The organism is Fundicoccus culcitae (assembly GCF_024661895.1).
Taxonomy (GTDB): Bacteria; Bacillota; Bacilli; order Lactobacillales; family Aerococcaceae; genus Fundicoccus_A; species Fundicoccus_A culcitae.
Window position 1 is genome coordinate 806,850 of record NZ_CP102453.1, and the last position, 24,285, is coordinate 831,134.

The 24,285-nt window shown below is 39.6% G+C and carries 26 protein-coding genes and 1 riboswitch; of the genes, 9 read left to right on the forward strand and 17 right to left on the reverse strand.

What is annotated here, in order from left to right:
• The first annotated feature begins 234 nt into the window (after positions 1-234).
• Entirely contained in the window at positions 235-1,386 is a 1,152-nt protein-coding gene (locus NRE15_RS03730) for a CdaR family transcriptional regulator (protein WP_313794276.1), read from the forward strand.
• A gap of 61 nt (positions 1,387-1,447) precedes the next feature.
• Here NRE15_RS03730 and NRE15_RS03735 read toward each other — a convergent pair whose 3' ends face one another.
• The gene (locus NRE15_RS03735; RefSeq protein ID WP_313794277.1) at positions 1,448-2,089 is read right to left on the reverse strand and encodes a hypothetical protein; all 642 of its coding nucleotides are present in this window, start codon (positions 2,087-2,089) and stop codon (positions 1,448-1,450) included.
• A gap of 55 nt (positions 2,090-2,144) precedes the next feature.
• On the opposite strand from NRE15_RS03735, the gene NRE15_RS03740 reads away from it, so the two are divergent.
• A complete protein-coding gene (locus tag NRE15_RS03740; RefSeq protein WP_313794278.1) occupies positions 2,145-2,453 on the forward strand; it encodes an MGMT family protein in 309 nt (102 codons plus the stop codon).
• A 200-nt stretch (positions 2,454-2,653) separates the two neighbouring features.
• On the opposite strand, the gene NRE15_RS03745 is transcribed toward NRE15_RS03740, so the two are convergent.
• The 6 genes from NRE15_RS03745 to NRE15_RS03770 all read right to left on the reverse strand — a co-directional run bounded on the left by NRE15_RS03745 (position 2,654) and on the right by NRE15_RS03770 (position 6,434).
• The gene (locus NRE15_RS03745) at positions 2,654-3,181 is read right to left on the reverse strand and encodes a DUF2812 domain-containing protein (RefSeq protein ID WP_313794279.1); all 528 of its coding nucleotides are present in this window, start codon (positions 3,179-3,181) and stop codon (positions 2,654-2,656) included.
• The gene (locus tag NRE15_RS03750; RefSeq protein WP_313794280.1) at positions 3,162-3,494 is read right to left on the reverse strand and encodes a PadR family transcriptional regulator; all 333 of its coding nucleotides are present in this window, start codon (positions 3,492-3,494) and stop codon (positions 3,162-3,164) included. The genes NRE15_RS03745 and NRE15_RS03750 overlap by 20 nt, the downstream gene beginning before the upstream one ends.
• A gap of 159 nt (positions 3,495-3,653) precedes the next feature.
• Positions 3,654-4,133 carry an energy coupling factor transporter S component ThiW gene (thiW, locus tag NRE15_RS03755; RefSeq protein ID WP_313794281.1) on the reverse strand — a complete coding sequence of 160 codons (480 nt, stop codon included), beginning with the start codon at positions 4,131-4,133 and terminating at the stop codon, positions 3,654-3,656.
• On the reverse strand, positions 4,130-4,915 hold the full coding sequence (thiD, locus tag NRE15_RS03760) for a bifunctional hydroxymethylpyrimidine kinase/phosphomethylpyrimidine kinase (protein WP_313794282.1): 786 nt from the start codon (positions 4,913-4,915) through the stop codon (positions 4,130-4,132). Before thiD ends, thiW begins: the two co-directional genes overlap by 4 nt.
• A complete protein-coding gene (locus tag NRE15_RS03765; protein WP_313794283.1) occupies positions 4,916-5,623 on the reverse strand; it encodes a thiamine phosphate synthase in 708 nt (235 codons plus the stop codon).
• The gene (locus NRE15_RS03770) at positions 5,610-6,434 is read right to left on the reverse strand and encodes a hydroxyethylthiazole kinase (protein ID WP_313794284.1); all 825 of its coding nucleotides are present in this window, start codon (positions 6,432-6,434) and stop codon (positions 5,610-5,612) included. Before NRE15_RS03770 ends, NRE15_RS03765 begins: the two co-directional genes overlap by 14 nt.
• Before the next feature lie 66 nt (positions 6,435-6,500).
• Positions 6,501-6,591, reverse strand: a riboswitch (TPP riboswitch).
• A gap of 385 nt (positions 6,592-6,976) precedes the next feature.
• On the opposite strand from NRE15_RS03770, the gene NRE15_RS03775 reads away from it, so the two are divergent.
• Positions 6,977-9,280 carry an FAD-dependent oxidoreductase gene (locus NRE15_RS03775; protein WP_313794285.1) on the forward strand — a complete coding sequence of 768 codons (2,304 nt, stop codon included), beginning with the start codon at positions 6,977-6,979 and terminating at the stop codon, positions 9,278-9,280.
• Positions 9,281-9,340: 60 nt separating this feature from the next.
• On the opposite strand, the gene NRE15_RS03780 is transcribed toward NRE15_RS03775, so the two are convergent.
• Genes NRE15_RS03780 through NRE15_RS03790 form a run of 3 tightly spaced genes read right to left on the reverse strand, consistent with a single transcriptional unit; the run spans position 9,341 to position 11,048 of the window.
• Entirely contained in the window at positions 9,341-9,751 is a 411-nt protein-coding gene (locus NRE15_RS03780) for a VOC family protein (RefSeq protein ID WP_313794286.1), read from the reverse strand.
• Positions 9,752-9,810: 59 nt separating this feature from the next.
• Complete coding sequence (proC, locus tag NRE15_RS03785; protein ID WP_313794287.1) at positions 9,811-10,473, reverse strand: pyrroline-5-carboxylate reductase; 663 nt, start codon at positions 10,471-10,473, stop codon at positions 9,811-9,813.
• Positions 10,474-10,508: 35 nt separating this feature from the next.
• Positions 10,509-11,048 (reverse strand): prolyl-tRNA synthetase associated domain-containing protein, encoded by a 540-nt coding sequence (locus NRE15_RS03790; protein ID WP_313794288.1) that lies wholly within the window; start codon positions 11,046-11,048, stop codon positions 10,509-10,511.
• Between the two features lie 119 nt (positions 11,049-11,167).
• Between NRE15_RS03790 and NRE15_RS03795 the strand changes: the two genes are divergently transcribed.
• Together NRE15_RS03795 and NRE15_RS03800 are read left to right on the forward strand one after the other, a co-directional pair.
• The gene (locus NRE15_RS03795) at positions 11,168-12,052 is read left to right on the forward strand and encodes a LysR family transcriptional regulator (protein WP_313794289.1); all 885 of its coding nucleotides are present in this window, start codon (positions 11,168-11,170) and stop codon (positions 12,050-12,052) included.
• A 94-nt stretch (positions 12,053-12,146) separates the two neighbouring features.
• A complete protein-coding gene (locus tag NRE15_RS03800) occupies positions 12,147-13,208 on the forward strand; it encodes a branched-chain amino acid aminotransferase (RefSeq protein WP_390887177.1) in 1,062 nt (353 codons plus the stop codon).
• A 22-nt stretch (positions 13,209-13,230) separates the two neighbouring features.
• Here the strand turns inward: NRE15_RS03800 and NRE15_RS03805 are convergent, their stop codons facing one another.
• Both NRE15_RS03805 and NRE15_RS03810 read right to left on the reverse strand, forming a co-directional pair.
• Complete coding sequence (locus tag NRE15_RS03805) at positions 13,231-14,139, reverse strand: alpha/beta fold hydrolase (RefSeq protein ID WP_313794290.1); 909 nt, start codon at positions 14,137-14,139, stop codon at positions 13,231-13,233.
• A 7-nt stretch (positions 14,140-14,146) separates the two neighbouring features.
• Positions 14,147-14,764, reverse strand: a complete 618-nt coding sequence (locus NRE15_RS03810) for a TetR/AcrR family transcriptional regulator (RefSeq protein WP_313794291.1) — start codon at positions 14,762-14,764, stop codon at positions 14,147-14,149.
• A 661-nt stretch (positions 14,765-15,425) separates the two neighbouring features.
• Between NRE15_RS03810 and tnpB the strand changes: the two genes are divergently transcribed.
• From tnpB to NRE15_RS03825, 3 genes are all read left to right on the forward strand, one after another.
• Positions 15,426-15,770 carry an IS66 family insertion sequence element accessory protein TnpB gene (gene tnpB / locus NRE15_RS03815; RefSeq protein ID WP_313794292.1) on the forward strand — a complete coding sequence of 115 codons (345 nt, stop codon included), beginning with the start codon at positions 15,426-15,428 and terminating at the stop codon, positions 15,768-15,770.
• 89 nt (positions 15,771-15,859) lie between these two features.
• A complete protein-coding gene (tnpC, locus tag NRE15_RS03820) occupies positions 15,860-17,503 on the forward strand; it encodes an IS66 family transposase (protein ID WP_313794293.1) in 1,644 nt (547 codons plus the stop codon).
• 1,063 nt (positions 17,504-18,566) lie between these two features.
• Positions 18,567-18,752: a YwbE family protein gene (locus tag NRE15_RS03825; protein ID WP_313794294.1), complete on the forward strand. Its 186-nt coding sequence runs from the start codon at positions 18,567-18,569 to the stop codon at positions 18,750-18,752.
• 365 nt (positions 18,753-19,117) lie between these two features.
• Here the strand turns inward: NRE15_RS03825 and proC (NRE15_RS03830) are convergent, their stop codons facing one another.
• Positions 19,118-19,918 carry a pyrroline-5-carboxylate reductase gene (proC, locus tag NRE15_RS03830; RefSeq protein WP_313794295.1) on the reverse strand — a complete coding sequence of 267 codons (801 nt, stop codon included), beginning with the start codon at positions 19,916-19,918 and terminating at the stop codon, positions 19,118-19,120.
• Positions 19,919-19,975: 57 nt separating this feature from the next.
• The gene (locus NRE15_RS03835) at positions 19,976-20,926 is read right to left on the reverse strand and encodes a Gfo/Idh/MocA family protein (protein ID WP_313794296.1); all 951 of its coding nucleotides are present in this window, start codon (positions 20,924-20,926) and stop codon (positions 19,976-19,978) included.
• A gap of 166 nt (positions 20,927-21,092) precedes the next feature.
• Between NRE15_RS03835 and NRE15_RS03840 the strand changes: the two genes are divergently transcribed.
• Positions 21,093-22,424, forward strand: a complete 1,332-nt coding sequence (locus NRE15_RS03840; protein WP_313794297.1) for an FAD-binding oxidoreductase — start codon at positions 21,093-21,095, stop codon at positions 22,422-22,424.
• A gap of 63 nt (positions 22,425-22,487) precedes the next feature.
• Here NRE15_RS03840 and arr read toward each other — a convergent pair whose 3' ends face one another.
• Genes arr through NRE15_RS03855 form a run of 3 tightly spaced genes read right to left on the reverse strand, consistent with a single transcriptional unit; the run spans position 22,488 to position 24,173 of the window.
• Positions 22,488-23,228: an NAD(+)--rifampin ADP-ribosyltransferase gene (gene arr / locus NRE15_RS03845; RefSeq protein ID WP_313794298.1), complete on the reverse strand. Its 741-nt coding sequence runs from the start codon at positions 23,226-23,228 to the stop codon at positions 22,488-22,490.
• A 20-nt stretch (positions 23,229-23,248) separates the two neighbouring features.
• Positions 23,249-23,560 (reverse strand): DsrE family protein, encoded by a 312-nt coding sequence (locus NRE15_RS03850; protein ID WP_313794299.1) that lies wholly within the window; start codon positions 23,558-23,560, stop codon positions 23,249-23,251.
• Position 23,561: 1 nt separating this feature from the next.
• The gene (locus tag NRE15_RS03855) at positions 23,562-24,173 is read right to left on the reverse strand and encodes a hypothetical protein (protein WP_313794300.1); all 612 of its coding nucleotides are present in this window, start codon (positions 24,171-24,173) and stop codon (positions 23,562-23,564) included.
• Between the last annotated feature and the right edge of the window lie 112 nt (positions 24,174-24,285).

The window sequence follows — 24,285 nt, forward strand, 5'->3', positions numbered from 1 at the left end:
GAATTAATTAAATTAATTACATATACCAATTCCGTCCAATTAATAATTGACTTTTACATTGGTTTTAAATAAGATGTGTATAATTATGTAAGCGCACCCTATGTCTTACAGTATATTTATTCACCTATACACAAACAATGTTACCTGTAACAAATATTTTAGGCGTTTTTTGTTTTTGCATAAATTAATCTTATAAACCGTATCCGGATAGTATTTATAGAAAGGGATTTCATTTTGAGTAAATTAAGTTCATTAAATATTTTAACTTCCACGGCGCAAAATATTGTGGATGAAATAAAAAAGATTATCCAGCAAGATATTAACTTTTTTACCCTTGACGGAAGTATCTTAGCCAGTACCGATGCGAGTCGGATTGGAGAAACGAATCACGAAGGGGCTATCACAGCCATGAAGGAAAATGAAGTCGTTATTATTAACTATGATAATGAATATGAAGGCGCTCGTAAGGGAATTAATCTAGCTATTACTTTAGATCATGAAGTAGTAGGAGCTATTGGTGTCACCGGTGATCATAAAGAAGTTATTAAGTATGCCGAAATCATTAAACAAATGACCGAAATTCTTATTCGTGAGAACATCTCGAAAGAATTAATCTTTAATAGTGGTAACTCTTACCATTATATTATCGATTATATTATTAGCGAAAAGTTCAATGCCGAACAGTCACGTTCGATTGAAGTATTATATAATTTTAATTTTATTGAATATCGAACCTGTATCATTGCTAAATCAACCCACGAAACAACAATGTTATCGCTAAATCAATCTGATTTATTTAGGGAGATTTATTTTCTATTAGGCAATGAAAGTCAAGATGTTTTTGAAATACGCGGGGAATCCATCATAATCATTTCTAATCAAAAATCCTCTTCGCAAATAATCAATAACCTGCAAACTATCTATAAAGTATTTAAAGACAAATTTAATGTAGAGTTGAGTTTCGGTATTGGTACGACGAACAATTTGGAGCAAGGATATGTTGATAGCCTACATACAGCTGAAATTGCCTTAAATTGGAATCTAAATGTTTCACATCATCACTATGCTTTTTATAATGATTTAAAACACGAAGCACTACTGATGAGTTTAGGTCAAGAACAAGTTGCCATTTTTCTCAATAAAATTTTCGGAAATTTGAAAACGAGTGAAATCGAAGAAATTGTGGATTTAATGGATGTTTATACCGAAGTCAATGGTAGTATTAATGAAGCAGCTGAAAAATTATTTATCCATAAAAATACGGTCCAATACCGGTTAAATAAAATAAAAAATCATACCGGTTTAGATCCCAGACTGCTTAATGATTATTTTGTTTTAGAACTAGCCTGTGCTGTTTATAAATTACGCTCAAATTATTTAAACTAAGCAAAAAAGCTAAGTTCATTCCCCCATAAGAATGAACTTAGCTTTATTGATTAACCTTAACTCAAACTCCACCTTGCACTTGTATAATACTTTGACTCTCAACAAAGGCACCTATCAACATCAAGACGAGGCCTAGCACAACCACAACGATTTCAGTGGTATTTATTTGAAGGGTTGTCCAATGGCGGGTTTGGGTGGTTTTACCATCGATCAAAACTAAGGCGAATTTGGCGGTTCCGCATAATATCAATAACTGCCCCATAATTTCCCATAAGCCACCGCGTTGAAAGATCATTGTCATTCCCAGCAAGCGTTCTAGTAAAGGGACGGCGGGACTTTCGACCGCAAACGACCATGTTCCTAATGTGATGGCATTGATGATGATTAAGACAAAAAACACACTATACCCTAAAGGAAAGTAAACTTCAGACGGGTTTTTACGTGACGCAAATAAATTCCCCAAAAGGATAAAACCCACAGACATTAAATTATAGCTTAAAATTTGCAGTGTAGAAAACAGTAAACTAGGAGATGTTTCCCAATTTTGAACAGGGTTGCGACTGCGTAGGATTCCTTCCGGTAAAATATAATAACTGACAACCGTGACAAGGGTAAAGACAGCTAAAAAAGATAATAAGGTCCAGAGAATTCTGTCGGTAAGCTTTTCCGATACTAATTTTGCTTTAAAGGCTTGAGGTATCATTTTTTCACTCTCCTTGAAAGTATACTATAATGGATTGAAAAGGAGTGTTAAGTCTATGGCGTCAAAGTTAACTGAAGATCTTATTTATGAAATTTTATCCGTCGTTGAAGAGATCCCCCCTGGCAAAGTAAGTACCTACGGTCAAATCGCCAAATTGATTGGCAGAGATAAAAACGCCCGTCTAGTCGGTAAAGTGCTTAGCCAAGCCGATTATTACGGTCAATATCCCTGCCACCGTGTTGTCAATCACGCAGGACGTCTGGCACCACACTTTCCCGAACAAAAACAACGGTTACTTGAAGAAGGCATTCCCTTCAAAGATGCAAACCATGTCGATATCAAGCGCTGTCAATGGGACCTCTAACACTTCACCCCTCATGAGCTTGCCAAACACATTCTGTCATTGTCTTTTCAGTAAATATCGCTCTGGTTTTCCTTAATTTGCTAAGTGGCAGCTGGATGCGTTCATTGCAGTTGATTAACATCGCGTTCCATCAAAACACGCTTATCTGTTGAGCTTATTAATTATATTTATTTTACTAGAAAAAGAGCTAAAGCACTATCCTATTCTTTTTGTTTTAGTTTGTTTATTTTAAAGTTCAAACGAACTATCCCATACAAAAATAAAAAGACAATAACGGTCAACAAAATGGCAAAAACAAGCGTAAACCCTTCTCGTTCTCCACTAATAATCATCGACCAATAATCAAGTGCAAGCCAGCCTTCTAAAATTAAAAAGACTAAGAGTAAAGAGAGGATACGTTTGAAGTGTTCAATTTTAGACTCATTATCATTGAAAATTTCAAACGGTTTGCCATCATTTACTTTACGATAATACGCCCAGTTACCGACTTGTGTCATTATTTCAATACCCGTTTCTTCTAGAAAGGTAAAATAATCTTTCATTTTTTCGTTACCGACATTCAGGTATTCGAGGGCATACTGGTATTTATTGGGCTCGTCTTTTTCAAAAGTATAGCGGAAAAAGCCAGGTTTCTTCAGTTGCCAACCTTGTGCTGACATGTCATTCAGCCAAGTGATTTCTCTTTCATAATCCCAAGTCATAAAAACTTTATAAACTGTCTTTTCCATTTTCTAAACCTCCTAGGATTTTCTTGCCGTTCGTATATAACTCGCTTAAGCGTTCAATTTCATGTTCAACGACCTCTTGTCCTTCAGAGGTGATTTTATATTCTTTTTTGCGACTATTCTTTTCAACATCTAACGCTACGATCCAACCTTTATCTTGCAAGGCGTTTAATGCCCCATATAAGGTTCCAGCTGCTAAAGTTACTCGACCTTTACTCATCGCTTCCACATTTTGCATGATGCCATAGCCATGTAAGGGTTGATAGAGCGAGAGTAAAATATAATAATGGGCTTCCGTTAAGACAATATTGCTCATTGTTACCTCCTCCTTATTACTTCATCCGATATATCGCCTTCCGATATATTTATTATATCGTCACCCGATATAATTGTCAATATTTATTGACCAAAAAAGTGCTTGCCTTAAAAGTTTAATCACAAACTTTTAAGGCAAGCACTTCAAATTTCTATGATTTTAGCTTTGGTCAATTCTAAAAACCGACCATCTACTCAATACCTTTACAGCGAAATAGCCAGCTATCGCACCTAAAATAGCCGATGGCAGAAAGAAAGGAATATAATAGAACGCGTGAGGTAAGTCTAAACCTAAAATAAACTCCATTGGAAAATAATAGATCACCGCCGACAGAATCCCCGACCCAAAAATTTCAGCCAAAGTGGTCAACAGATAGTTTTTCGTTCTCTTATAAACAAAACCTGCTAACAAAGCCCCAACCCAGCCACTGGTTGCAATAAAAGTCCGTCCACTCAATAACATACGCAAACCACCTGATAAAAAGGCTGCTAATGCATTGTACCATGGTCCTAACAATACGGCCCCAATCACATTCATCATATGTTGGGCTGGAGCCATGTTAGGAAAAACGAGGATCGTCGATAAAACAAACGACATGGCTACAAACAAAGCTAAGAGCGTCATTTTTCGTGTTTTCATCGTAAATGGTAACCATGATCTAATGGGCCCGAACCTCTCCCTAAGTCTAATTGTGCGGCAATGGCACCCGTTAAGTACTGTTTGGCTTTATCAATACTTGTAGGCAAATCAAAGCCTTTGGCTAAATTGGCTGCAATCGCAGATGATAAGGTACACCCTGTCCCATGGGTGTTGGGATTATCAATGCGTTGACTCTCATACCAATAAATTTCCCCTTCATAAGCCAAAACATCAATAGCTGCTTCGTCTTTCAAGTGACCCCCTTTGACCAAAACGCCTGTTTTAAAACGTTCAGCCATGGCTTTAGCCACTTCAAGCATGTCTTCAGAGGTATTTATTTGGGTGTTTTGAATTTGTTCGGCTTCAGAAATATTGGGGGTAATAACGGTTGCCAAGGGAAAAAGCTCATGATAATAAATATCCGCATCTTCATTATTAAATAATTTCGCCCCTGATGTAGCAACCATAACCGGATCAATCACAATGTTTTCGGCTTGGTATTCTTTAAGTAAGCGCGTCATCACTTTAATGGAATCTGAATTGCCTGCCATACCTATTTTAACCGCATCTGGACGAATGTCATCAAAGACTGATCGTATTTGTGCTTCCAGTAAGTCAGCATCAAGGATAAAGGCTTGTTGAACACCCCTTGTATTTTGTGCCGTAATAGCGGTGATAGCCGACATGCCATACACATCATTAGCTAAAAAGGTTTTTAAATCCGCTTGGATACCTGCTCCTCCTGAAGAATCTGATCCCGCGATTGTTAATGCTGTTTTCATTTATTTCATCTCCTGTGTTAATTGTGTCCACGTATCAACTAAATCTTTCGCGGCTAAATACGGATTGTCTGCCGCTGCGATAGCTGAGACAACAAAATAGCCGTCAACACCCGTTGCATATAATTCTGGCAAATCTTTTACCGTCACGCCCCCACCAATAACCACTGGCAATGGACTAACGGTGGCTAATTCTTGCAACTCACTAAAACTCCTTAAGGTAATGTCTTGGTCAAGTCCGTCATAGTAACCCGCATCTTTTTTGGTGGTGGTTGGATGCAGGGGTCCGGCACCAAAGTAATCGATGGCGGAAATATCCGCTGTCTTTACATAGTCAATGAGGTATTTACTGGAGGCGGATAAACCAATGACCGCATCTTCACCTAAATATTTGCGACACACTTCAACGGGAATATCGGTTTGACCCACATGGATACCGTCAACTTTATAACCCATTTCACGACAGGTCAGTACAATATCTAAGCGATCATTGACTACTAGCGTAACTTTATCTTGCTGATGCATTTGTTGAATCAAATCAGCCGTAGCATTGGTCAAGTCAATAATTTCCTTAGCTTCACTCATCTTCGAGCGAATTTGAATGAAGGTAATACCGGCTTCAATCGCTTGTCGGATAATCGTAAGGACATCCCGCCCTAAGGTATTTTCCGGGCCAATCACCAAATAATGGCTTAAATTAAAGTTTTTCATCATTAACCTCCTTCATGGGATTACTAGCAATTTCGTCTGCCGTTAAATGATAGAGACTATCTAGAAAATGGGCTTGAAACGTTCCTGGACCTTGAGCAACTTGTTCCGCTTTTTGCCCAGCAACATTAAAGGCATTCACAGCGGTTATTGCAGCTATCATGGGATTTGAATGAGCCAAATAAACGGCCATCACCCCTCCAAGCATACACCCCATGCCTGAAATAGTCTCCATCCACGCTGAACCGCCATAAGAGATCACCATCGTCTTTCCGTCCGTAATCAAATCAGTCGGACCACTGACAACCACCGGATTTTGAATAAATATCGCTAATTCAATGGCTGCTTTAAGCGCCTGTTCGACGGCGTCCAAGCTATCTACCCCAGTTAACTGACTGCTTTCTTCCGTGAGTTTCCAAATTTGTGCTAACTTAATTATTTCAGAAGCATTCCCTTTAATAATCGTTGGGGGATGCTCTTTAATAAAGGCAATCAAGGCATTGTGCAACTGACCTTTGCCTAAGCCAACAGGATCTAACACCCACTTTTTCCCTTCCCTTTCCAATTGTAAAATGGTTTGTGGGACAAGGTCTTTATATTGTGGTGTCAAGGTTCCCAGATTAATGTACATGGCATCACATTTGTTCGCTAAACTTACCCCTTCATCCGCTAGAAAAAACATCGCCGGTGAACCTCCCACGGCAATTTGCGTATTGGCGACAGCATGCATCGTCACCATATTCGTAATAGATGGTACAAATGTTCTTTGGGCTTTTGTTTGTTCAACTGCTCTTTGAATTTCCTGATGATACATCGCCCGACCTCCTTCTATAATAAAAAAAGCAACCCTACTGGATTGCCTCAACTGTTTACGTTTAAACATACTATGTTAAACATTCCCTTCGCCAGCATTACCTGTTCAGGTTCAATGAGTATAATCTCAGCTTTTTACAGCACCCCAATAATTATTTAATTGTCCTTCCTATTACCTTATAACGATTCACCTAAAATGTCAACGATTTCAATAGGCAGTCATTTCCCCTTTCTAAACAAGTGAATCTACTTACATAAAATATAAACTTTTATTGAAATATAAACATTCAATAAATATTTTTAATATTGAAGGGCTAAAATTAATCTGTTTTAAGCTTTTATCAAATTGACACCTATAAATTTAATTGATATACTATTTGTGAAGAATTTATCTTGAAAGGAGGAGCGTTTTCAATTTCTCGTCTTCTTTAGTTGTTTTGCATGAAAGCGGTTATCGCTATTATGTAAGGAAGTGTCTTAGGTCGGTTTTTGTGAAAGCTCGAACATATCGAAGGTATTTATTAAAAAGGAGTGGAAAAGGTAATGTTTTCAGAAAATAATCGTAAACAGCTTAAAAGAATTGCATCCCTGATTATTACAGCGATTGTTGTCTTATTAGTTGGTCAATCAGCTTTAACCAATGTTGGCTCACAGTCCAATGTTGTGAGTACAGGGGCCAATCAACCAGCTACCGATGAAATTAGTTGGGATTATGAAGCCGATGTTGTTGTTGTAGGTGCTGGGGCATCAGGGTTAACAGCCGCTTTAAAAGCTCTTGATGATGGGGCTTCCGTATTATTAGTAGAAGCTAACTTTGATGTCGGTGGTCACGTGGCAGTCAGTGAAGGTCAATTCCACTCTGGCGGCGGAACAATTGATCAAGACAATTGGGGTATCGAAGATTCGGCTGACTTGTATTACTATGATCACACCCGTGGTACATCGATAAACTCTCGGTACAATGATCCGGAATATACCCGTTCAATTGCTAACGCCATGGCAGAGACCTATGATTGGTTATTAGATAATGGTATTAAAACCTTAGATGTTGAACCTATGGTTCGTGCGTATTATCGTGATGGTGGTAATGATGGGGATAGTGTGGGACGGATGACCTATGTGGATGCCTCTGATTGGGAAAATACTTATACCGGAACAGAAGCAGCGGGTATCGGAATTAGTCGCCCTATTGAACAAACGTTACGCCAAGAAGGCGCACAATTCCTGCTTAACTACCACATGGACAAAATTTATCGTGATGGTATCTTTGAAGGCCAAGTTACCGGGATTCAAGCAAGCTATTCCCCTACAATCCTTCCTGGCGAAACTGAACCCTTACAAAGTTTAATGAGTGATGGCAATATTGAAGAGAACCGTGAAATTGTTAATATTAAAGCTAATAAAGCCGTTATTATTTGTACCGGCGGTTCGACAGGTAATGTTGAATTCCGTACAATGTTAGATCCTCGTTTAGGTGAATATATGGATGGTTTAGCCGGTATGCCATTCTCTGACCAAGATGCTTCCGGTGAGTATGCGGCTATGGAAATTGGAGCTGCTTTAGGTAGTTTAGGTAATTATACATCGGTTGTCGGAGCCAATATCACTGCCCCTCAACGCTTTGGTACGCAATATGGTTACGGTCGAGGTTGGACTGAAGATAGTGTCATTTGGCCACTGGTACGAACCAATGGTATTGTGCCCGACTATAACAGTTTAGTGATTGTTAATATGGTGGGAGAACGGATTGGTAACGAAGATCAATATGCGATGGCCCAAATGGACACGGCACGTGAACCTTTCTTTGACCAAGCTTTAACAGGAACATTTATTGACCTTGAAGGTGATGGAAATGCTGAAGCTTATGGCGGACCACTATGGGCTATCATGGACCAAGCTGCGGTTGACCGCAATGGTTGGGATATGGAGGCTGAAGGTGTATTAGATTATGCTGAAGGTTATGCCTTTAAAGCCGATACTTTAGAAGAGTTAGCGGACATGGTTGTTAACAAATACTATGAAGATGTTGAAATGGATCCAGCGACACTCGTTGATACGATTACACGCTATAACGGTTTTGTTGATGCAGGTAACGATGAAGATTGGCAACGTGAAACAACACTGGTTAACAAAATTGAAGAAGGTCCATTCTATGCACTATGGGCTACCCCATCAATGCATGACACATTAGCGGGTATTCGTGTGGATGGTAATATGCAGGTCGTTGACATTTATGGTCAAACCATTCCGAATTTATTTGCTGCCGGTGAAGCGAGTGGTGGTATGCGTGTTCACGGTCTTGGTCGGGTTATGACATCTGGTTATGTTGCTGGTCGTGCAGCTGCTTCCGTGGATGAAGAAGGCTTCGCTACCGCTGATACAGCCTTGAATGAAGCACATGCAGGTGCTGAAACCAATCATTTAACTAAAACCAATAAAGCTGAATACTTCTCCTATCGTGGACTCAGCCAAGGAACGATGACCCATTCAGAAAAAATGGCTGAAATCGAAGCTTGGGAACAAGCTGATGACAGCGAAACTGACACGGAAGAAGCAGTAGAAGCGGATGATGTGAGCATGGATAATGTCTTTGAAGGTCAATCAAATGATGGCTTCGGTGGGCGTGTAAGAATTCAAATCACCGTTGATGGCGATCAAATCACGGATATCCAAATTCTTGAACAATCTGAAACGGTGGGGATTGGTGTTGAAGCCCTTGATGCGTTAGCTGAACAAGCCCTTGTTGCACAATCAGCTGAACTGGATGTCGTGTCAGGTGCAACGGTATCGTCCAATGCCTTTATGGAAGCATTACAAAATGCTATGGAAACCGCTGGTTTACCATAAATAGTACAAACTCCTTGAGACAAAAAGCCCCTAACGGGGCTTTTTGTTTTGCAGAGGTATTTATTCGACGATAAATTGCCATTCTAAGCCAAATTTGTCGATAAGGTAACCATAGCCAGGGCTAAATGAAGTCGAAGCAAAAGGTTCTTTGACGATAGCTTCTTGTGCAAGTTGGTCAAATATAGTTTGGGCCGTTTCAAAATCATTAAAGGCCAGCATCATAATGACCGCATGGTTGAAACGAGCGGGTGGGTCATCTGTAAATTCATCGTAGACATAAATCGTAAACAAATCATTGGTCAAACCAGCGTGCATAATTGAATTGGCAATGTCTTCGGGTACTTGGCCACCAAATTCTTGAGGAAAATCTTTGTAGTAAGCAATGTCAGCCTGTCCACCAAAAACCGCTTGGTAATGGTCTAAAGCTTCAGCCGCATTTCCATTGAACGTTAGCATCGGGACTAATTTCATGATCGCGCCTCCTCATAGATTGCTAAGTTCATTTTACACTGAATCCAATATTTTTTCTTCTAATTAAGCTTTTCATCAGCCATTTGGGCTGCCCCCGAAACCGTTTGAGCAGCGAAAACATAGGCATCTTTTCTTGACATACCCAACGCAACAGCCCCATCTGCTAACGCTTCAATAAATAAATACACATAAGCCGGACCAGCCCCACTTACAGCCGTTACCGCATCCATTAAGTATTCTTCCACAACTTTAGCTTGTCCAAAAGAAGCAAAAATTGCTAATACTGCTTGTTGATCATCTTGCGATATTTGGTCATTTATACATAGGGCAGACATCCCTTGTCCAATCATCGCTGGCGAATTAGGCATGACACGGATAATTTTGGCATCTTCTGCTAAGCATTTACTTAAGTCGTCAATTGTTTTTCCCGCAGCAATGGAAACGATAATTTTTTCCTTGTTTACATCATTTTTTACGCGGGTTAACACATCGGCAACCATAGTTGGTTTAACCGCTAAGATAATCATATTCGCCTGTTGGACAACTTCATTTTCACTGGTTGCCGTTTGAATTCCTAAACTATTTTTGACCTTTTCTAAAGCCGGGTGATAACTATCATAAGCAATAATCTCTTTTTCTGAAACCAAATCTGCAGTTAAAATACCTTTAATGATAGCTTGTCCCATATTACCTGTTCCAATAAAACCTATTTTCCCTTGCATCATTACCCTTCTTTCTTTCAAAATGTGTCTTTATACTATACTTGGATGATTAATGGTTGATGGTTGGTGTCATTTAAAAAATCCTCGATAATTTGTGTTGTTTTAACTTTCATATAGCCCGTCGTTGTTCCATCACTGCAACCATACCACTCTTGCGAAAGCACAGCTTGATCAAAAACAATCTTTATCTGCTTGTCTTGATCCAACAAAGCACTGAATACCGTAGCAGCCCCAATCTTAGTTCCTAACATTTCCTCCATTAATACTTCTGGGGCAAAAGAAACTCTAGGAATACCTAAAGCGTGGCTAAAGTCTTTCGATGAAAAAGTTTTATCCCCCTTTGTAACAAACAAATAAAATTTGGTTTGTTGTCGATTACATAAAAAGAGTGTTTTCACCATTTCCATCTCTAATTTTTGGTTGATAATCACACAATCTTCCATCGTAATCGCTTCGTCTGTCTCTACGCGCGAAAATGCTATTTTTAACTTCGCTAATGTTTGATAGGTTTTTTCTTGCAAAACACTTGAAAAGACTTGAGGTGCTGATTGAAAGATGTTACTTACATAGAACATGATATTCATTCCTTTTATTGAAAATTTACCTGCCTCATTGTATCATTAAAATAAATATCTTTAAAACGAATGTTTATCATCTTTAACATGACAAAATCAGATACAAAGGAAGGCTTTTTATGGATATGAATTTACAAAAATATGTGGCTTTGGTTAAGACGGTTGAATTAGGAAGCTTTACGCAAGCGGCAGATGTTTTAAACTATTCCCAATCAGGTATTAGTCGTATGATTAACGACTTGGAAAAAGAAGCTGGTTTAATCCTGTTAGAACGGAATCGTGCAGGTTTGCGGCTAACATCTGAAGGCTTAAGCATCTACCCACACATAAAAAAATTAACCGAAGATTATGAGCTGTTAGAAAATCAAATTAACGCATTGAATGGTTTAGAAGACGGGTTGATAAGCATCGGAACTTTTTCAAGCGTTGCCACCCATTGGTTGCCAACCATCATAAAAAACTTTCAGCAAGACTATCCTAAAATTGAGTTTGAACTATTATTAGGCGATTATTCTGAAATTGAGAAGTGGATAATTGAAGGTCGTGTCGACTTTGGTTTTGTCCGTTTACCTACAGTAACGCAAATGGAAACAGAATTTTTAGCGAATGATGATCATATGATGATACTCCCCAGCAATCATCGGCTGGCAAATAGTAAATATCCCTATTTCCCGATGAAGGAATTAGCCACAGAGGTATTTATTTTATTAGAAAAAGACGGTGATTCCGATGTTCTCGATCAATTCGCGCAGATGGGTGTACAACCTAATATACGTTTTCGAACATGGGATGATTATGCCGTTATGGCTATGGTTGAAAGTGGTTTAGGTATTAGTCTGTTGCCTCGCCTTATTTTACAGCGCATCCCATACCAAGTAGTCATAAAACCATTAGAAAAGCCAATCCTCCGTAAAATCGGATTGGCCTATAAGAATAAAAACCGCTTAACCCTAGCGAGCAAAACCTTTTTCAACTATATCGATGTCGCGTCTTTACATCCTTGATAAAAAATAAATATCTCTGGATTAGCCGTTTGGATTATGAGGATTTTTTAATTTTTTTCTGGTGGTTTTTTAATTTTTGGAGTAAAATAAGTGCATGATTTTATACCGAAAGGATGATACGATGACACAAGTGACGCCAGAAACCATTAAATGGGATGATTTAGATTTTGGATATATCGATACCGGCAAAAAATACCGTGCCTATTATAAAGATGGGAAATGGTCTAAAGGACAAATTGAAACCAATAAAGATATAACCATCTCTGAAGCTTCTACTGCCCTTCATTATGGCCAACAAGCATTCGAAGGTTTAAAAGCATATAAAACCAAAACGGGTGACATCCAATTATTCCGACCAGAACTTAATGCACGACGAATGATTGATTCAGCAAATAAATTATTAATGCCCGCTTACCCTGAAGAAGATTTTGTTGAAGCAATACATGAAGTAGTTAAAGCCAATGCCGCATGGGTCCCACCTTACGGAAGTGGCGCGACCCTTTATATTAGACCACTATTAATTGGGATAGGTGATATTGTCGGCGTCCAACCTGCTAAAGAGTATTTATTTTCTATTTTTGTGACGCCTGTCGGTCTTTATTTCAAAGGCGGCTTGAAACCCTCTAAGTTTGTCGTGAGTGACTACGATCGAGCAGCCCCATTAGGAACTGGCGCTAATAAAGTTGGAGGTAATTATGCAAGTAGCTATCAACCGGGTAAGTTAGCCAAAGACCAAGGCTATAGTGACGCTATTTACCTTGATCCAACTACGCATACAAAAATTGAAGAAGTTGGGTCAGCTAATTTCTATGGCATTAAAAACAATACTTTTATCACACCTAAATCACCTTCCATTCTGCCGAGCATTACTAAACGATCACTATTATGGTTAGCCGAGAATCGTTTAGGTATGGCAGTGGAAGAAGGCGATATTTATTTAGATGATCTAAAACACTTTAGTGAAGCGGGTGCCATGGGAACGGCTGCTGTCATTTCACCAATTGCTTCAATTACCCATCAAGACCGTGAATACAAATTCCATTCTGAAACTGAGCCGGGTCCAGTGACGAAAAAACTCTATGACGAATTAACGGGGATTCAATTTGGAACGGTTGAAGCACCTGAAGGTTGGATTCAGGTGGTGAAAGTTGATTAATTAAGGGCAAAATCCGAATGCATTAATACATTCGGATTTTTTTATTTTCAATAAATTCCTTGACGGTCGATTCAACGTCTGCTTCATGGCCAACTAATAAATGCCCCCCTGTTTCAAAGATTTTTGTGGTTAAGTCTGGATACCGATGAAGTGATTGAGCAACTGCCTCGTAGGATGCAACTTTATCGTCTTTTGCATGAATGATTAAAACTGGGACTTGTAGTGATTCAATCGGATATTGGTCGAAGCGATCGAGCATATCTGGGTTGGTGATAGAGGCATCAATATCAGCCCCAACTCGTCTTTGATCGAGAGGCAACATCCAGTTAATGGTATTAGGATCCATGCCCATAATTGGCTCAAACATCGGTGACAGCAACCACATTAAATAATCATTGTTTAGAAATGAGGGTGGTCCAAGCCGAGCTGATTTTTCAGTCGGTTTTTCCGCTGCGGGTGAAGCCGAACTGTAAAGAATAACCGTTTTAACACGTTCGGGATAATCCAACGCTAGTCTTAAAGCAGGCGTTCCACCGGCGGATGTCCCAATGATATTTATTTGAGGGATTTCCAGATAATCGAGGAGTTCAATGATCGCTTCCGCTTGGTCGTGCGGGCTACCATCGTTTTTAACATCGCTAGCAAGATAACCAAACCGACTGGGAGCAATTATACGGAAATCCTTACTGAAATTTTCGACATTGTTGTACGCTTGGTCGTAACCACCATATAAACCATGCAGCGATAAAATCACTTCGGCATTTTCGCGTTTGTTATCAATAAAGGTCATTTTCCCATAACTTAATTCCGCCGTTTGAACCGGCATAGCATCAAGCTCCGCTTGAATTGTTTGGCGCGCATTGCGCATCCGAAAATATTGAACGAAGAGATATAACACAATTAATCCGATGACGATTTTGCTCCACTTCATCTTGTCACTACCCTTCCTTATTACTATATAGCTGGCAAAATTCTATTATGACTTGCTTTAATGCTTCTTTCCCCTCTTCAATCGACTCTGTCCGTTGCTCATATTTTTGAATCAAAAAGTAGATGGGTGCGTAAAATTTTATGGCTAATAAGTGTGGTTCCGTCTTTTTAAATGCCCCTTGCTCAACTAATTCAGCAAAAACCTTCTCCTCATAGTCAATCGCCCCATCAATAAATATCTCCTCATACATTTGATTTAATTCCTTATTATGGTAGCGTTCAATCAATAATATCTTCCTAAAATTGGCTGCAACCTCATCCGTCAAATAAAATTCAAATAAATTTTCAGCTATCTCGATAATTTTTTGCGTTGTTGCACTTTGATAAGCAAAAGCTGGTCGGGTCGAATCGGGCATGTGTAATTGATCATGCACTTCATGCATCCTGTGATAAAACAAATCTTTACAGGAAGTAAATATCTCCTGCTTATTTTTGAAATGCTTGTACAACGACGGCGCTTTAATGTTGACCTTATCAGCAATTTCTTTCACCGTCACTGTTTGATAGCCTTTCTCTGCAAAAAGTTGTAAAGCAGCATAGGTAATGCGTTCTTTAGTGGATTCCATTTTATCTCCTTTATGGCTAATGGTTGTTAGCAAACTTTATTATAGGCTAATGTTTGTTAGCTTGCAAGGAAGATGATTATTTTTGGTGGGGAATGACTGCTTTGTCCGCTAAATCAAGGTTAGTTTGGTAAGTTTGGCGAAGTTCATACACCAACTCGCCATCAATCATATTAGGTGGCGATGCCTATGTACCGCCTCGCCATCAATCAGATTTGGTGGCGACGCCTATGTTCTTCTTCGCGTAAGTGGGAAGTGAGCGAACGTTAAATAAAGCTAATCGGTCACCAAGCACCTGATTTCGTGACCGAATAGCCTAATTTGTAGTTTATTTATGGTCATACATTTCCCGCTTAGGTTCACGCACACAACAAACGCTTCAATATGTGTGCGCCAACCATCGCGCTCACAACAAGCGCCCCAATATGTGTGCGCCCAGGGTCGCGCTCACAAAAAGCGCCCCAATATGTGTGCGCCAACCATCGCGCTCACAACAACTGCACGAATATGTGTGCGCCCACGTAAGTGAGAAATGACGGTTATTCACTTCCCACTTACGGCGGGGGAGTCACGAGTGAAGTAAGCGCCCAATAGTGAGGTATCTTCTTAAATTTACTCCGATTTAGTATGATTAATTCATCAAACAAAAGGAGTGACAATAATAATGATTGATTTTACAATTCCTGAAACACTTTATCTAATGCCTCGTGATTCGCCAGCTAACCAAGATCGCCAACGTCTATGCACTTTGATTCAATCTAGTTCTGCTTTTAAACCTGATCATACCGCAGCCTATCTTTTTTGTAATTCTCGAAGAAACATTCTGCGAATCATCTATTGGGATGGTTTTAGATTTACTGACTTAGTTTATCGATTGGAACGAGGGGGATTCGTTTGGCCATACACCGAACCGAAATTTATGGAAATTTCTCTTCAACAATTAGAACGTCTTTTACGAGGTGATACCTTGAACCCGCCTTTAGAAACCTCTTATATTTTCAATAAATAATCGATATATTTTAGTGAATAATCGCTAAATTTACTAGTAAATATATTCGGTATATGGTATAATGAGCCTAACGAAAAGAGGTGATAGACATGACCGAAAACGAACTTATTGGATTAGGAATTTCAGAAATTTTAGAAAAATTCAATCAATTAGAATCCGAACTTGAAGCTGCGAATATAAAGATTGAACTTATGCGTCAAGACCTCGCAACCTATCAAATAATGACTTATAGCCCTCGAAGAGAAACGATGATTTCGGAAGGACAAACGAATCTCTTCACGGATCCTTCCGAAGATATCTCGGAAGTTATCTCTCATGAGGAATATTCTAAACCAGAGCCCCCAGTTGTAGAAAAATCTGAAAAAAAAACAACAAAAGACTCCAAGCCGCGCGAAAAATCCGTCGGAAGAAAAGATGAGATTCTCAATCAGTATGTTCAAGAAGATGTCTATCATTACTTACCTGATGAAGAACAAGTCTGTCATGATTGTCACCATCCATTAAAATTAATTGGTCCAGCTCAAGTACAACAAGAACTTGTGTTTGTTCCTGCTCATTTCAAATGTGTTAATCATCATCAAATGAGCTATAAGTGTGACCACTGCTCATCACAAGAGGATAAAGATCAATTTGTAAAATCTGAACTCCCTTCACTTCCTTTTGTGAATAGCTTTGGGTCGGCTTCTGTCGTTGCAGAGACGATTTATCAAAAATATGAATTAAAAGTGCCAGCTTACCGCCAAGAAAATCATTGGAGAAAATTGTTATTACCTTTATCACGAACCACTATTTGTCGTTGGCATATTAAAGCCTGTGAGTATTATTTAGGCTTTATTTATCGTGCACTCCATGATGAAATACTCACGCATGATATTGCGCATATGGATGAGACCACCTTCCGTGTCCTAGAAAGTGACAAGCAAAAAACTTTTTATTGGATACTTCAAAGCTCGCAACATCATGACCATAAAGTCGTGTATTTCTCCCACCAAGATGGGCGTGGAAGTGATAAGTTTAAGGAAGTCATTGGTAGCTTCGAAGGGACGATACACTGTGATATGTATGCGGTCTATCGCAGTGCTGATGAGTCAACCGAGAACCTAGAGTTGGCAGGTTGTTGGGCACATCTAAGGCGAAAATTCTTTGAAGCGAGTAGAGTTTCCAAAGGATTACCTAAGACAACAGCCGATGAGATTCTCACTATGATAAATACTATCTTTAGAAAGGAACGTGAATGGAAAGAGTTATCCATTGAGGAACGATTTAAGAAAAGGCAATTCATTCTTAAACGATTAATGGACAATCTCTTCAACTACATTGATCAGTGTGCTGCCAACACCATCCTGAAAGACAAACTGAGTAAAGCGTTTAGTTATGCCAAAGAGTATAAAGCGTATTTCTACAACGTTTTAAAGGATGGGCGCTTAGAGCTTAGTAATAATGCAGCAGAACGCTCCATACGCACTGTAGTGATGGGACGAAATAATTATAAATTTGCGGCTACTTTTAACGGTGCTCAAGCAGGTGCAGTTATTCTCTCACTGATTGAGACAGCTAAATTACATGGTTTAGACGCAAAACAATACATTCAGTATCTTCTGACACACCTACCGAATGAGAGTGATTTAGCGACAGCTAAATTAGATCAATATATGCCTTGGTCTAATGAAATCAAAGAAGCCTGTTCGGCACAAACGGTTATTGGTGATGTTGTTGAAGAAAAAACAGCTTAATATGTTAAACTAACCTAGAATTTCTTCCGTCTGGGTTAGTTTAGCATGTTTATTTTTTTATGGATAGATACCTCACTATTGGGCGCTTACCGAGTGAACGCCAAATGAGTCGTCGTTTGGCGGGGGAGTCACGAGTGAACGCCAAATGAGTCGTCGTTTGGCGGGGGAGTCACGGGTGAACGCCAAATGAGTCGCTGTTTGGCGGGGGTGTCGCGGGTGAACGCCAAATGAATCGCTGTTTGGCGAGGGATTGAGGATTCGTCATTTTACTTCCAACTGCTCAAGCCACTTGACGGCTTTCTTTTCTCATCGACGTCCACCAAAATCATTTGCCGGCTTTCAGCGGAAATCGAAAGCCGGCAAATCAAAATATAAGATACAACTTATCAAAACACCGGTCATTTACTTCCCGCTTACGGTCAGATAGAAGCCAACAAGATTGTGCAAAATTAATAGTGAGCAAGTAGATATGTATGAGTATACTACTTCCTCACTATTTTTATTAGGCAGTCCGTCACTTCCCGCTTACCCTCGCCATCAATCATATTAGATGGCGATGCCTTTAGTCCTCCTCGCCATCAATCGTATTAGGTGGCGATGCCTATGTACCGCCTCGCCATCAATCATATTAGATGGCGAGGCTTACAGTCCTCCTCGCCATCTATTAATTTTAGCCTTAGTATACAAGCCCACCGATTGAAACTCTGTTTGGCCAGCAATCGAAACGGGCTTGTATAAAAAATTAAGTCGCTGAATGTTGTAATATCATAGCTGATTAAAAAATTCTATCCAAATTCTTGTTAAAAAAAGGAGTAAGTGGAATATACTCAGGTTAGATATTCCACTTCTAGCGTTATGTGGAATATACTTGGGCTGAATATTCCACTTCTAGCGTTATGTGGATTATTCTCGGGCTAGATATTCCACTTGTGAGAGTAAATGGAATTTACTCGCTTAATCCTTTTAAACTGATACCCAAGCTTCCCCTATAACATTCACCCGCCTTAAATGTTCGACATATGGTAAACTAGTATACAACAAAACACTAAGGAGAAATATAATTATGGATGGAACAAAACGAGCTAATATTGAAATTGGAGCAACCGTTAAAGTTGTGCAAAAACAGGATCAACGAACAGGTAAATTAACGGAAGGCGTGGTCGCAAAAATTCTGACGAATTCACCGACACATCCCCATGGAATCAAAGTTATGTTAGCCGATGGAACGGTTGGGCGTGTTAAGGAATAAGCAAGTATGAAAGCTATCATCGAGCCATTCACTACAATCCAAACGACTTATTCAGTCACGCCTTTTAAACTAGAAGAAACTCCCACCACCGAATACAAGACCTTCAAAATTAGGAGCACTAACGCAAATTATGTCTTAAAAAATGTTCCGTAAGCGAACTAGCTGCCTACCGATTATTAACCAACAAAAACTTACCTATCCCCAAACAGATTGGGCGTCTCTACAAAAAGCGTCAGATGATTTGATTGCTAATCAAGAAAACTACAAAAAATACCTCCCTCTAGCCGTTGAAAAGACTAACGACATTTTACGCCACACATAAAAAAACACGACTTCCACCGAGGTCGTGTTTTTAGTCTATCAAGTTACATGTTTGCATTCTTTTCGCCAACAGCAATCACTGCATTCATTACCGCAGAGCGAAACTTATTGTCTTCTAAAATTTTAACCCCTTCAATCGTAGACCCAGCTGGAGAAGTTACCATGTCTTTCAATTCGCCTGGATGTTTGCCTGTTTCCAAGACCATTTTTGCAGATCCTAAAACCGTTTGGGCCGCAAAAGTATATGCATCTGCACGCGACATGCCCAAAGCAACCGCCCCATCTGCTAAAGCTTCAATAAACATATAAACAAAAGCCGGCGATGCCCCGCTGACGCCTGTTACCGCATCAATTAAACCTTCATCCATAATTTTAGCTTTTCCAAATGATTCAAAAATGCTTAGAACCTCTGCCTCGTCTGCACGCGTTATCCAATCATTGACACATAAAGCCGACATACCCTCACCCACCATGGCAGGAGTATTTGGCATCACACGGATAATTTTAGTGTTTTCAGGGAGATATTTACTTAAAAAGGTTAGGGATTTGCCTCCGGCAATTGAAACGATTATTTTGTCGGGGGTGACAGCATCTTTCACCGTGACTAAAACATCCGCCAGCGTATTCGGTTTAACCGCTAAAATAATAATTTCCGCTTGTTCGACCACTTCAATTTCGCTATTCACAGCCGTGATGTCGTATGTCGTTTTTACAGCATCTAAGGTCGTTTGGTAGCGATCGAATACCACGATTTCCTTGGCAGTTACCAATTTAGAAGCCAATATTCCTCCCATAATCGCCTGTCCCATATTCCCAGCTCCGATAAATCCAATGTTTCCTCGCATAAATAATTTGCCTTCTTTCCCTTTGATTCATTCGTTCTTTGCTAGCCTATCATCTTTTCAAAGTCGTATCAGTGTTTTTATTTGTTCGATAATCGCAATAGCATTTATTGATGCCTGCATTGGCATAATCGGACTTTCCAACTTTCCTGCTTCCAACAAATTAACAACATGTTGAATTTCACCATAAAAATCATCAACAATATAAGGTATATCAAAGACTTGCGTTGACCCCTCTGTAATCAACTCATAGCGCTGTGGCCGATGAAAATCCGGCACGCGAAGGATGCCTTTACTACCACTAATAACAGCCACTGTCTCCGTTTCCCGATCAAAAGCAGATTCTAAGACATACTCTTTCTCATCACTATAAAATATCGCGTTGATATAAATTTCTACATCATCTTCCGTCTCAATACTATCAACTTCATTGATTTGCAAGGGCCCATCGATAAAATCTTCAATAAATGCCGCATTATAGATACCCATATCGAGTAGGCAGCCACCTTGGTCCGCCTCGTAATGGTAAGTGGCTTCCTCTTCGAGGAACACGCGACAAAGCGACGTCGTTATGCCTTCAATTTCACCAATATCGCCCGCCAAAACGCTAGCTTTGGCGGCTTGATAAGCCGGTGTAAAGCGACTTTTCATCGCTTCCATAAAAAATACTTGGTGTTTATCAGCTAACGCCTTGACCCGCGTCATTTCCTCAACATTCATGGTCGCAGGTTTTTCACACAAGACAGCCTTACCCGCTAAAATCGCTTTTTCAATCCATTCATAATGCAATAAGTGTGGCAACGCAATATAAACAGCGTCCACTGCCTGATCGTCTAATAATGCTTGATAATCACCATAAGCAACGTCACATGGATGCATCGCCTTAAAAGCCTCGGCTTTAGCCAACGTACGCCTTGCCACCGCATACAGTCTTGCCCCTTCTACGGACTCTAAACTTTTCGCAAAGCGATGTGCAATATTCCCCGCTCCAATAATTCCCCAATTAATCATCCCGCTTCTCCTTATTTCATTCTAGTCAATCTCTATTTTACTGATATGTATTCGTGTTTTACAAGTGTAAAGTGAAATCTTTAATAAATATCACTGCTATTTGACACTTTCAAGGATATCAAGTAGACTTTTATTGATGAAATCGATTGCTTAAAGGAGAAATTAGATGAAGATTGTTACTAACGTTCCAGAAGAATTACTCAAATCGAACGCTGACGAAGCCACGCCAGGTTCTGCTAGTCTCATTGCTTATGCGGAAACAACGGAAGATGTTAGCCGCTTTCTAAAGGAGGCGTATGAAAATAATACTAAAGTTATCACCATTGGTTCCCATACAGGCTTAGCGGGGGCTACTTATCCCCAAGACGGTGAAGCTTTTCTATCATTGGAATTAATGAATCAAATCATTGAACTAGACGAAGAAACCTTAACGTTAACGGTAGAAGCCGGTGTTACTCTGAACCAAATTAGAGAATACCTGTCCACTACCCCTTATTTTTATGCTCCGGACCCTGGCGCTAAAGACGCTACCGTTGGTGGCAATGCCTCGACCAATGCCGGTGGCATGCGCGCCATCAAATACGGTGTCACGCGGGATAATATCCGTGGGATGGAAGTGGTCCTAGCGGACGGTCAAATATTAACCGTGGGATCAAAAAATCGCAAAGATGCTTCCGGCTATGCTTTGAAAGATTTATTTATTGGGGCTGAGGGAACTTTAGGGGTTATTACAAAATTGCAGCTAGAAATCCGTCCCGTTTTAGCCTATGAATTATCCTTACTTATCGGCTTTGATGATTTGAATAACTTAGCTCCCGTTATTTTTGAAATTCTTAGAGCACCCATTAGTCCAGTCGCCTTAGAGTTACTTGATGAATCCTCAGTAAAGCATGCTGAAGTCTACACGCAAACAAAAATGACCAATCAAGCAGGACGCTCATTCCTACTACTAACGGTGAACTCTAACAACCAGGAGGGTCTTCAATTAGAATTAGAAAACTTAGAACAGGTTATCCAAGCATCGGGTGCATTAAGTACACGCATCTTGAACGCACAAGAAGCGAAAGCGGTTTGGCATATACGTGATAATATTTTAAATGGTATTTATGCTGCCTCAACAACCAAAATGTATGATCCGGTTGTGCCTGTTAATCGCACACCTGAATTATTGATTAAATCTAAAGAGCTGGGCGAACAATTGGGCGTAGAAACTGCCTTCTTCGGTCATGCTGGTGACGGTAATCTACATATTTGCATCTTGAAGTTTGATATGGACGATGATCAATGGAAAACTGTCCTTGCAACCTACACGGATAAAATGAATCAATTAGTCGCTAGTATGGAAGGATTGCCTTCAGCCGAACACGGAATCGGCCTTGAGAAAAAGCCTTATGTTAAATATTTCTTTGATGAAGGGTATATTGCAGTCCTTAGAAAAATCAAGTTAGCACTTGATCCCAAGGCTATTTTAAACCCTGACCGTATTTTTGATCTGTAGCATAACTAAAGCTGGTTACCAATTTCATGTTGGTAACCAGCTTTTAATATGTGGTATTTATTTTTAATTAAATATCTCACCTTTATTTTGGTCAATTTTCGCCTGCCATTCTTGACGACTGCTATCACTCATCGTTGCCCATTCCGATACTTCGCCAATAATTTTTAAAGGGGCAGCCGAACGATATGAACGGGTCAAATTGCCAGGAAACTTCTGGTCGGTCACATTCGGGTCATTTTCAATGGCGCCGGTAGCTTCAACAATAAATATCCGTTCCTTTCCTTCTCCTTTTGCCAAAGCTGCCGCTAGCGCCGCACCATTTAAATTAGCTGTAAAATAGCTATGATTCATCTTGAGCTCTTGACGATAATTAGAATTCAAACCAGCCTTCAACGAATCCCCAATCTGTAAATCAGCACGCGTCCCATGATAAAAAGGTCCTTGATCAAAGACTTTACCTCTGTAATCATTAGCTGCCTCAAAATTAAGCGCAGCATTTTCCACATCGTTCAAAGCTTGATAACACTTTGCGATATTTTCATACAAAGTTGCATAGGCACTTTTGACATTATTATCATCCATCAGGCGTGCGTAACGCAAGGATGTTTCAAACCAATTCAGTTTATCGGTCAGCTCATTTTGAAGACGCCCCAAATGGAAGGCTGCGATGAAACGTTCAAAGTCATCTGTAGCAACCTCCCAAGCCTTCATAAACATCATTTGGGCTTGATTAGTTTCTCCTTTTGCTTCTAAGGCTAATCCTTCCATACATAATTTGACAACCGGATTGCTTGGATCAAACATAGTGTCAACTCCTTTTCCCATTACGGACGAATATAAGCATAACCTTCCTTTTGTTTTCTAGCAATTTCGACCACACCAGCATTTACGATTCGTACAGCGGTATTTATTTGAGGGGGTTGAATGGTATTCGCTTTTAAGGCATTGTTGCAAGCGACAAAATCGACTTGTGCTAATAAATCGGCTTCAATCGCATCGGTTGTATAATATTTTACAGCGGGACCGTTGGCTACGACGGTAATATGAGCATCTGGCACTTCATGCAAAAAGTTTTTGACATTCGCTAAGGTCATGGACCATTTTTCTGTTTCATCCAGATGGAATAGCACTTTCATTTTATACGCTCCTTATTTCTTGTTGTTTGAAATGTTGGTAACTCAAGATACAAATGGGAATAAAATACAGGCACCAGATTTCTAATACGAGGACACCAATGATTTCCCCACCCACCATATCCGAATTGAATAGGCCTAATACGGGAATGATACCTACTACCGTAAAAACACCATGAAACAACAATAATGTTCTCAATATTTTGTCTACTTTATTTTTGGGTACGATGGTGAGTCCGATAAAGAAAGTAGATACGGATAGCATAGCATATCCGAACAAATCATAGGCAAAAAACAAACCGAATTTTTGATAATCAAGTATTTGAATGGCTTGTTCGGTCAAATCATTTTGTTGAAGCGTCGTAATTTGCGCATAATACACTAACATAACAAAGACACCATAAATAATCGCAAAGGCGATACCAGCCAATTTGGCTGCCTCAAAACCTATAGCTGCAAACGCGCCAAAACTACTCGCCATAATGATGTAGCCACAAGCTAATACGATACAAACGGCATAGGCAGCACTTGAATAATCAATCAACATAAAGACAGCAAACAAAATGACACTAATCAAAGTGATAGCAGATCCAAGCATTCCCATCGTTCGATTCATACAACCATCCTTTCGATTATCTACTTTATAGCACACAGCAAAGAAAATATTAAAAAAGAAGCAAAGACAGTCCATTCATTGTCTTTGCTTCACATTTCCAACTAAATTCTAA

Bases quoted from the DNA above. Each gene is read 5' to 3' on its own strand.
- NRE15_RS03745 (WP_313794279.1), bottom strand. From the start codon at position 3,181: ATGGAAAAGACAGTTTATAAAGTTTTTATGACTTGGGATTATGAAAGA.
- thiW (WP_313794281.1), bottom strand. From the start codon at position 4,133: ATGAAAACACGAAAAATGACGCTCTTAGCTTTGTTTGTAGCCATGTCG.
- proC (WP_313794287.1), bottom strand. From the start codon at position 10,473: ATGCAAGGGAAAATAGGTTTTATTGGAACAGGTAATATGGGACAAGCT.
- arr (WP_313794298.1), bottom strand. From the start codon at position 23,228: ATGTTTGATCCAAGCAATCCGGTTGTCAAATTATGTATGGAAGGATTA.
- NRE15_RS03800 (WP_390887177.1), top strand. From the start codon at position 12,147: ATGATTTTATACCGAAAGGATGATACGATGACACAAGTGACGCCAGAA.
- NRE15_RS03840 (WP_313794297.1), top strand. From the start codon at position 21,093: ATGAAGATTGTTACTAACGTTCCAGAAGAATTACTCAAATCGAACGCT.
- NRE15_RS03835 (WP_313794296.1), bottom strand. From the start codon at position 20,926: ATGATTAATTGGGGAATTATTGGAGCGGGGAATATTGCACATCGCTTT.
- NRE15_RS03795 (WP_313794289.1), top strand. From the start codon at position 11,168: ATGGATATGAATTTACAAAAATATGTGGCTTTGGTTAAGACGGTTGAA.
- NRE15_RS03855 (WP_313794300.1), bottom strand. From the start codon at position 24,173: ATGAATCGAACGATGGGAATGCTTGGATCTGCTATCACTTTGATTAGT.
- thiD (WP_313794282.1), bottom strand. From the start codon at position 4,915: ATGAAAACAGCATTAACAATCGCGGGATCAGATTCTTCAGGAGGAGCA.
- NRE15_RS03810 (WP_313794291.1), bottom strand. From the start codon at position 14,764: ATGGAATCCACTAAAGAACGCATTACCTATGCTGCTTTACAACTTTTT.
- NRE15_RS03805 (WP_313794290.1), bottom strand. From the start codon at position 14,139: ATGAAGTGGAGCAAAATCGTCATCGGATTAATTGTGTTATATCTCTTC.
- NRE15_RS03765 (WP_313794283.1), bottom strand. From the start codon at position 5,623: ATGAAAAACTTTAATTTAAGCCATTATTTGGTGATTGGCCCGGAAAAT.
- proC (WP_313794295.1), bottom strand. From the start codon at position 19,918: ATGCGAGGAAACATTGGATTTATCGGAGCTGGGAATATGGGACAGGCG.
- tnpB (WP_313794292.1), top strand. From the start codon at position 15,426: ATGATTGATTTTACAATTCCTGAAACACTTTATCTAATGCCTCGTGAT.
- NRE15_RS03825 (WP_313794294.1), top strand. From the start codon at position 18,567: ATGGATGGAACAAAACGAGCTAATATTGAAATTGGAGCAACCGTTAAA.
- NRE15_RS03850 (WP_313794299.1), bottom strand. From the start codon at position 23,560: ATGAAAGTGCTATTCCATCTGGATGAAACAGAAAAATGGTCCATGACC.
- tnpC (WP_313794293.1), top strand. From the start codon at position 15,860: ATGACCGAAAACGAACTTATTGGATTAGGAATTTCAGAAATTTTAGAA.
- NRE15_RS03740 (WP_313794278.1), top strand. From the start codon at position 2,145: ATGGCGTCAAAGTTAACTGAAGATCTTATTTATGAAATTTTATCCGTC.
- NRE15_RS03775 (WP_313794285.1), top strand. From the start codon at position 6,977: ATGTTTTCAGAAAATAATCGTAAACAGCTTAAAAGAATTGCATCCCTG.
- NRE15_RS03780 (WP_313794286.1), bottom strand. From the start codon at position 9,751: ATGAAATTAGTCCCGATGCTAACGTTCAATGGAAATGCGGCTGAAGCT.
- NRE15_RS03790 (WP_313794288.1), bottom strand. From the start codon at position 11,048: ATGTTCTATGTAAGTAACATCTTTCAATCAGCACCTCAAGTCTTTTCA.
- NRE15_RS03750 (WP_313794280.1), bottom strand. From the start codon at position 3,494: ATGAGCAATATTGTCTTAACGGAAGCCCATTATTATATTTTACTCTCG.
- NRE15_RS03735 (WP_313794277.1), bottom strand. From the start codon at position 2,089: ATGATACCTCAAGCCTTTAAAGCAAAATTAGTATCGGAAAAGCTTACC.
- NRE15_RS03770 (WP_313794284.1), bottom strand. From the start codon at position 6,434: ATGTATCATCAGGAAATTCAAAGAGCAGTTGAACAAACAAAAGCCCAA.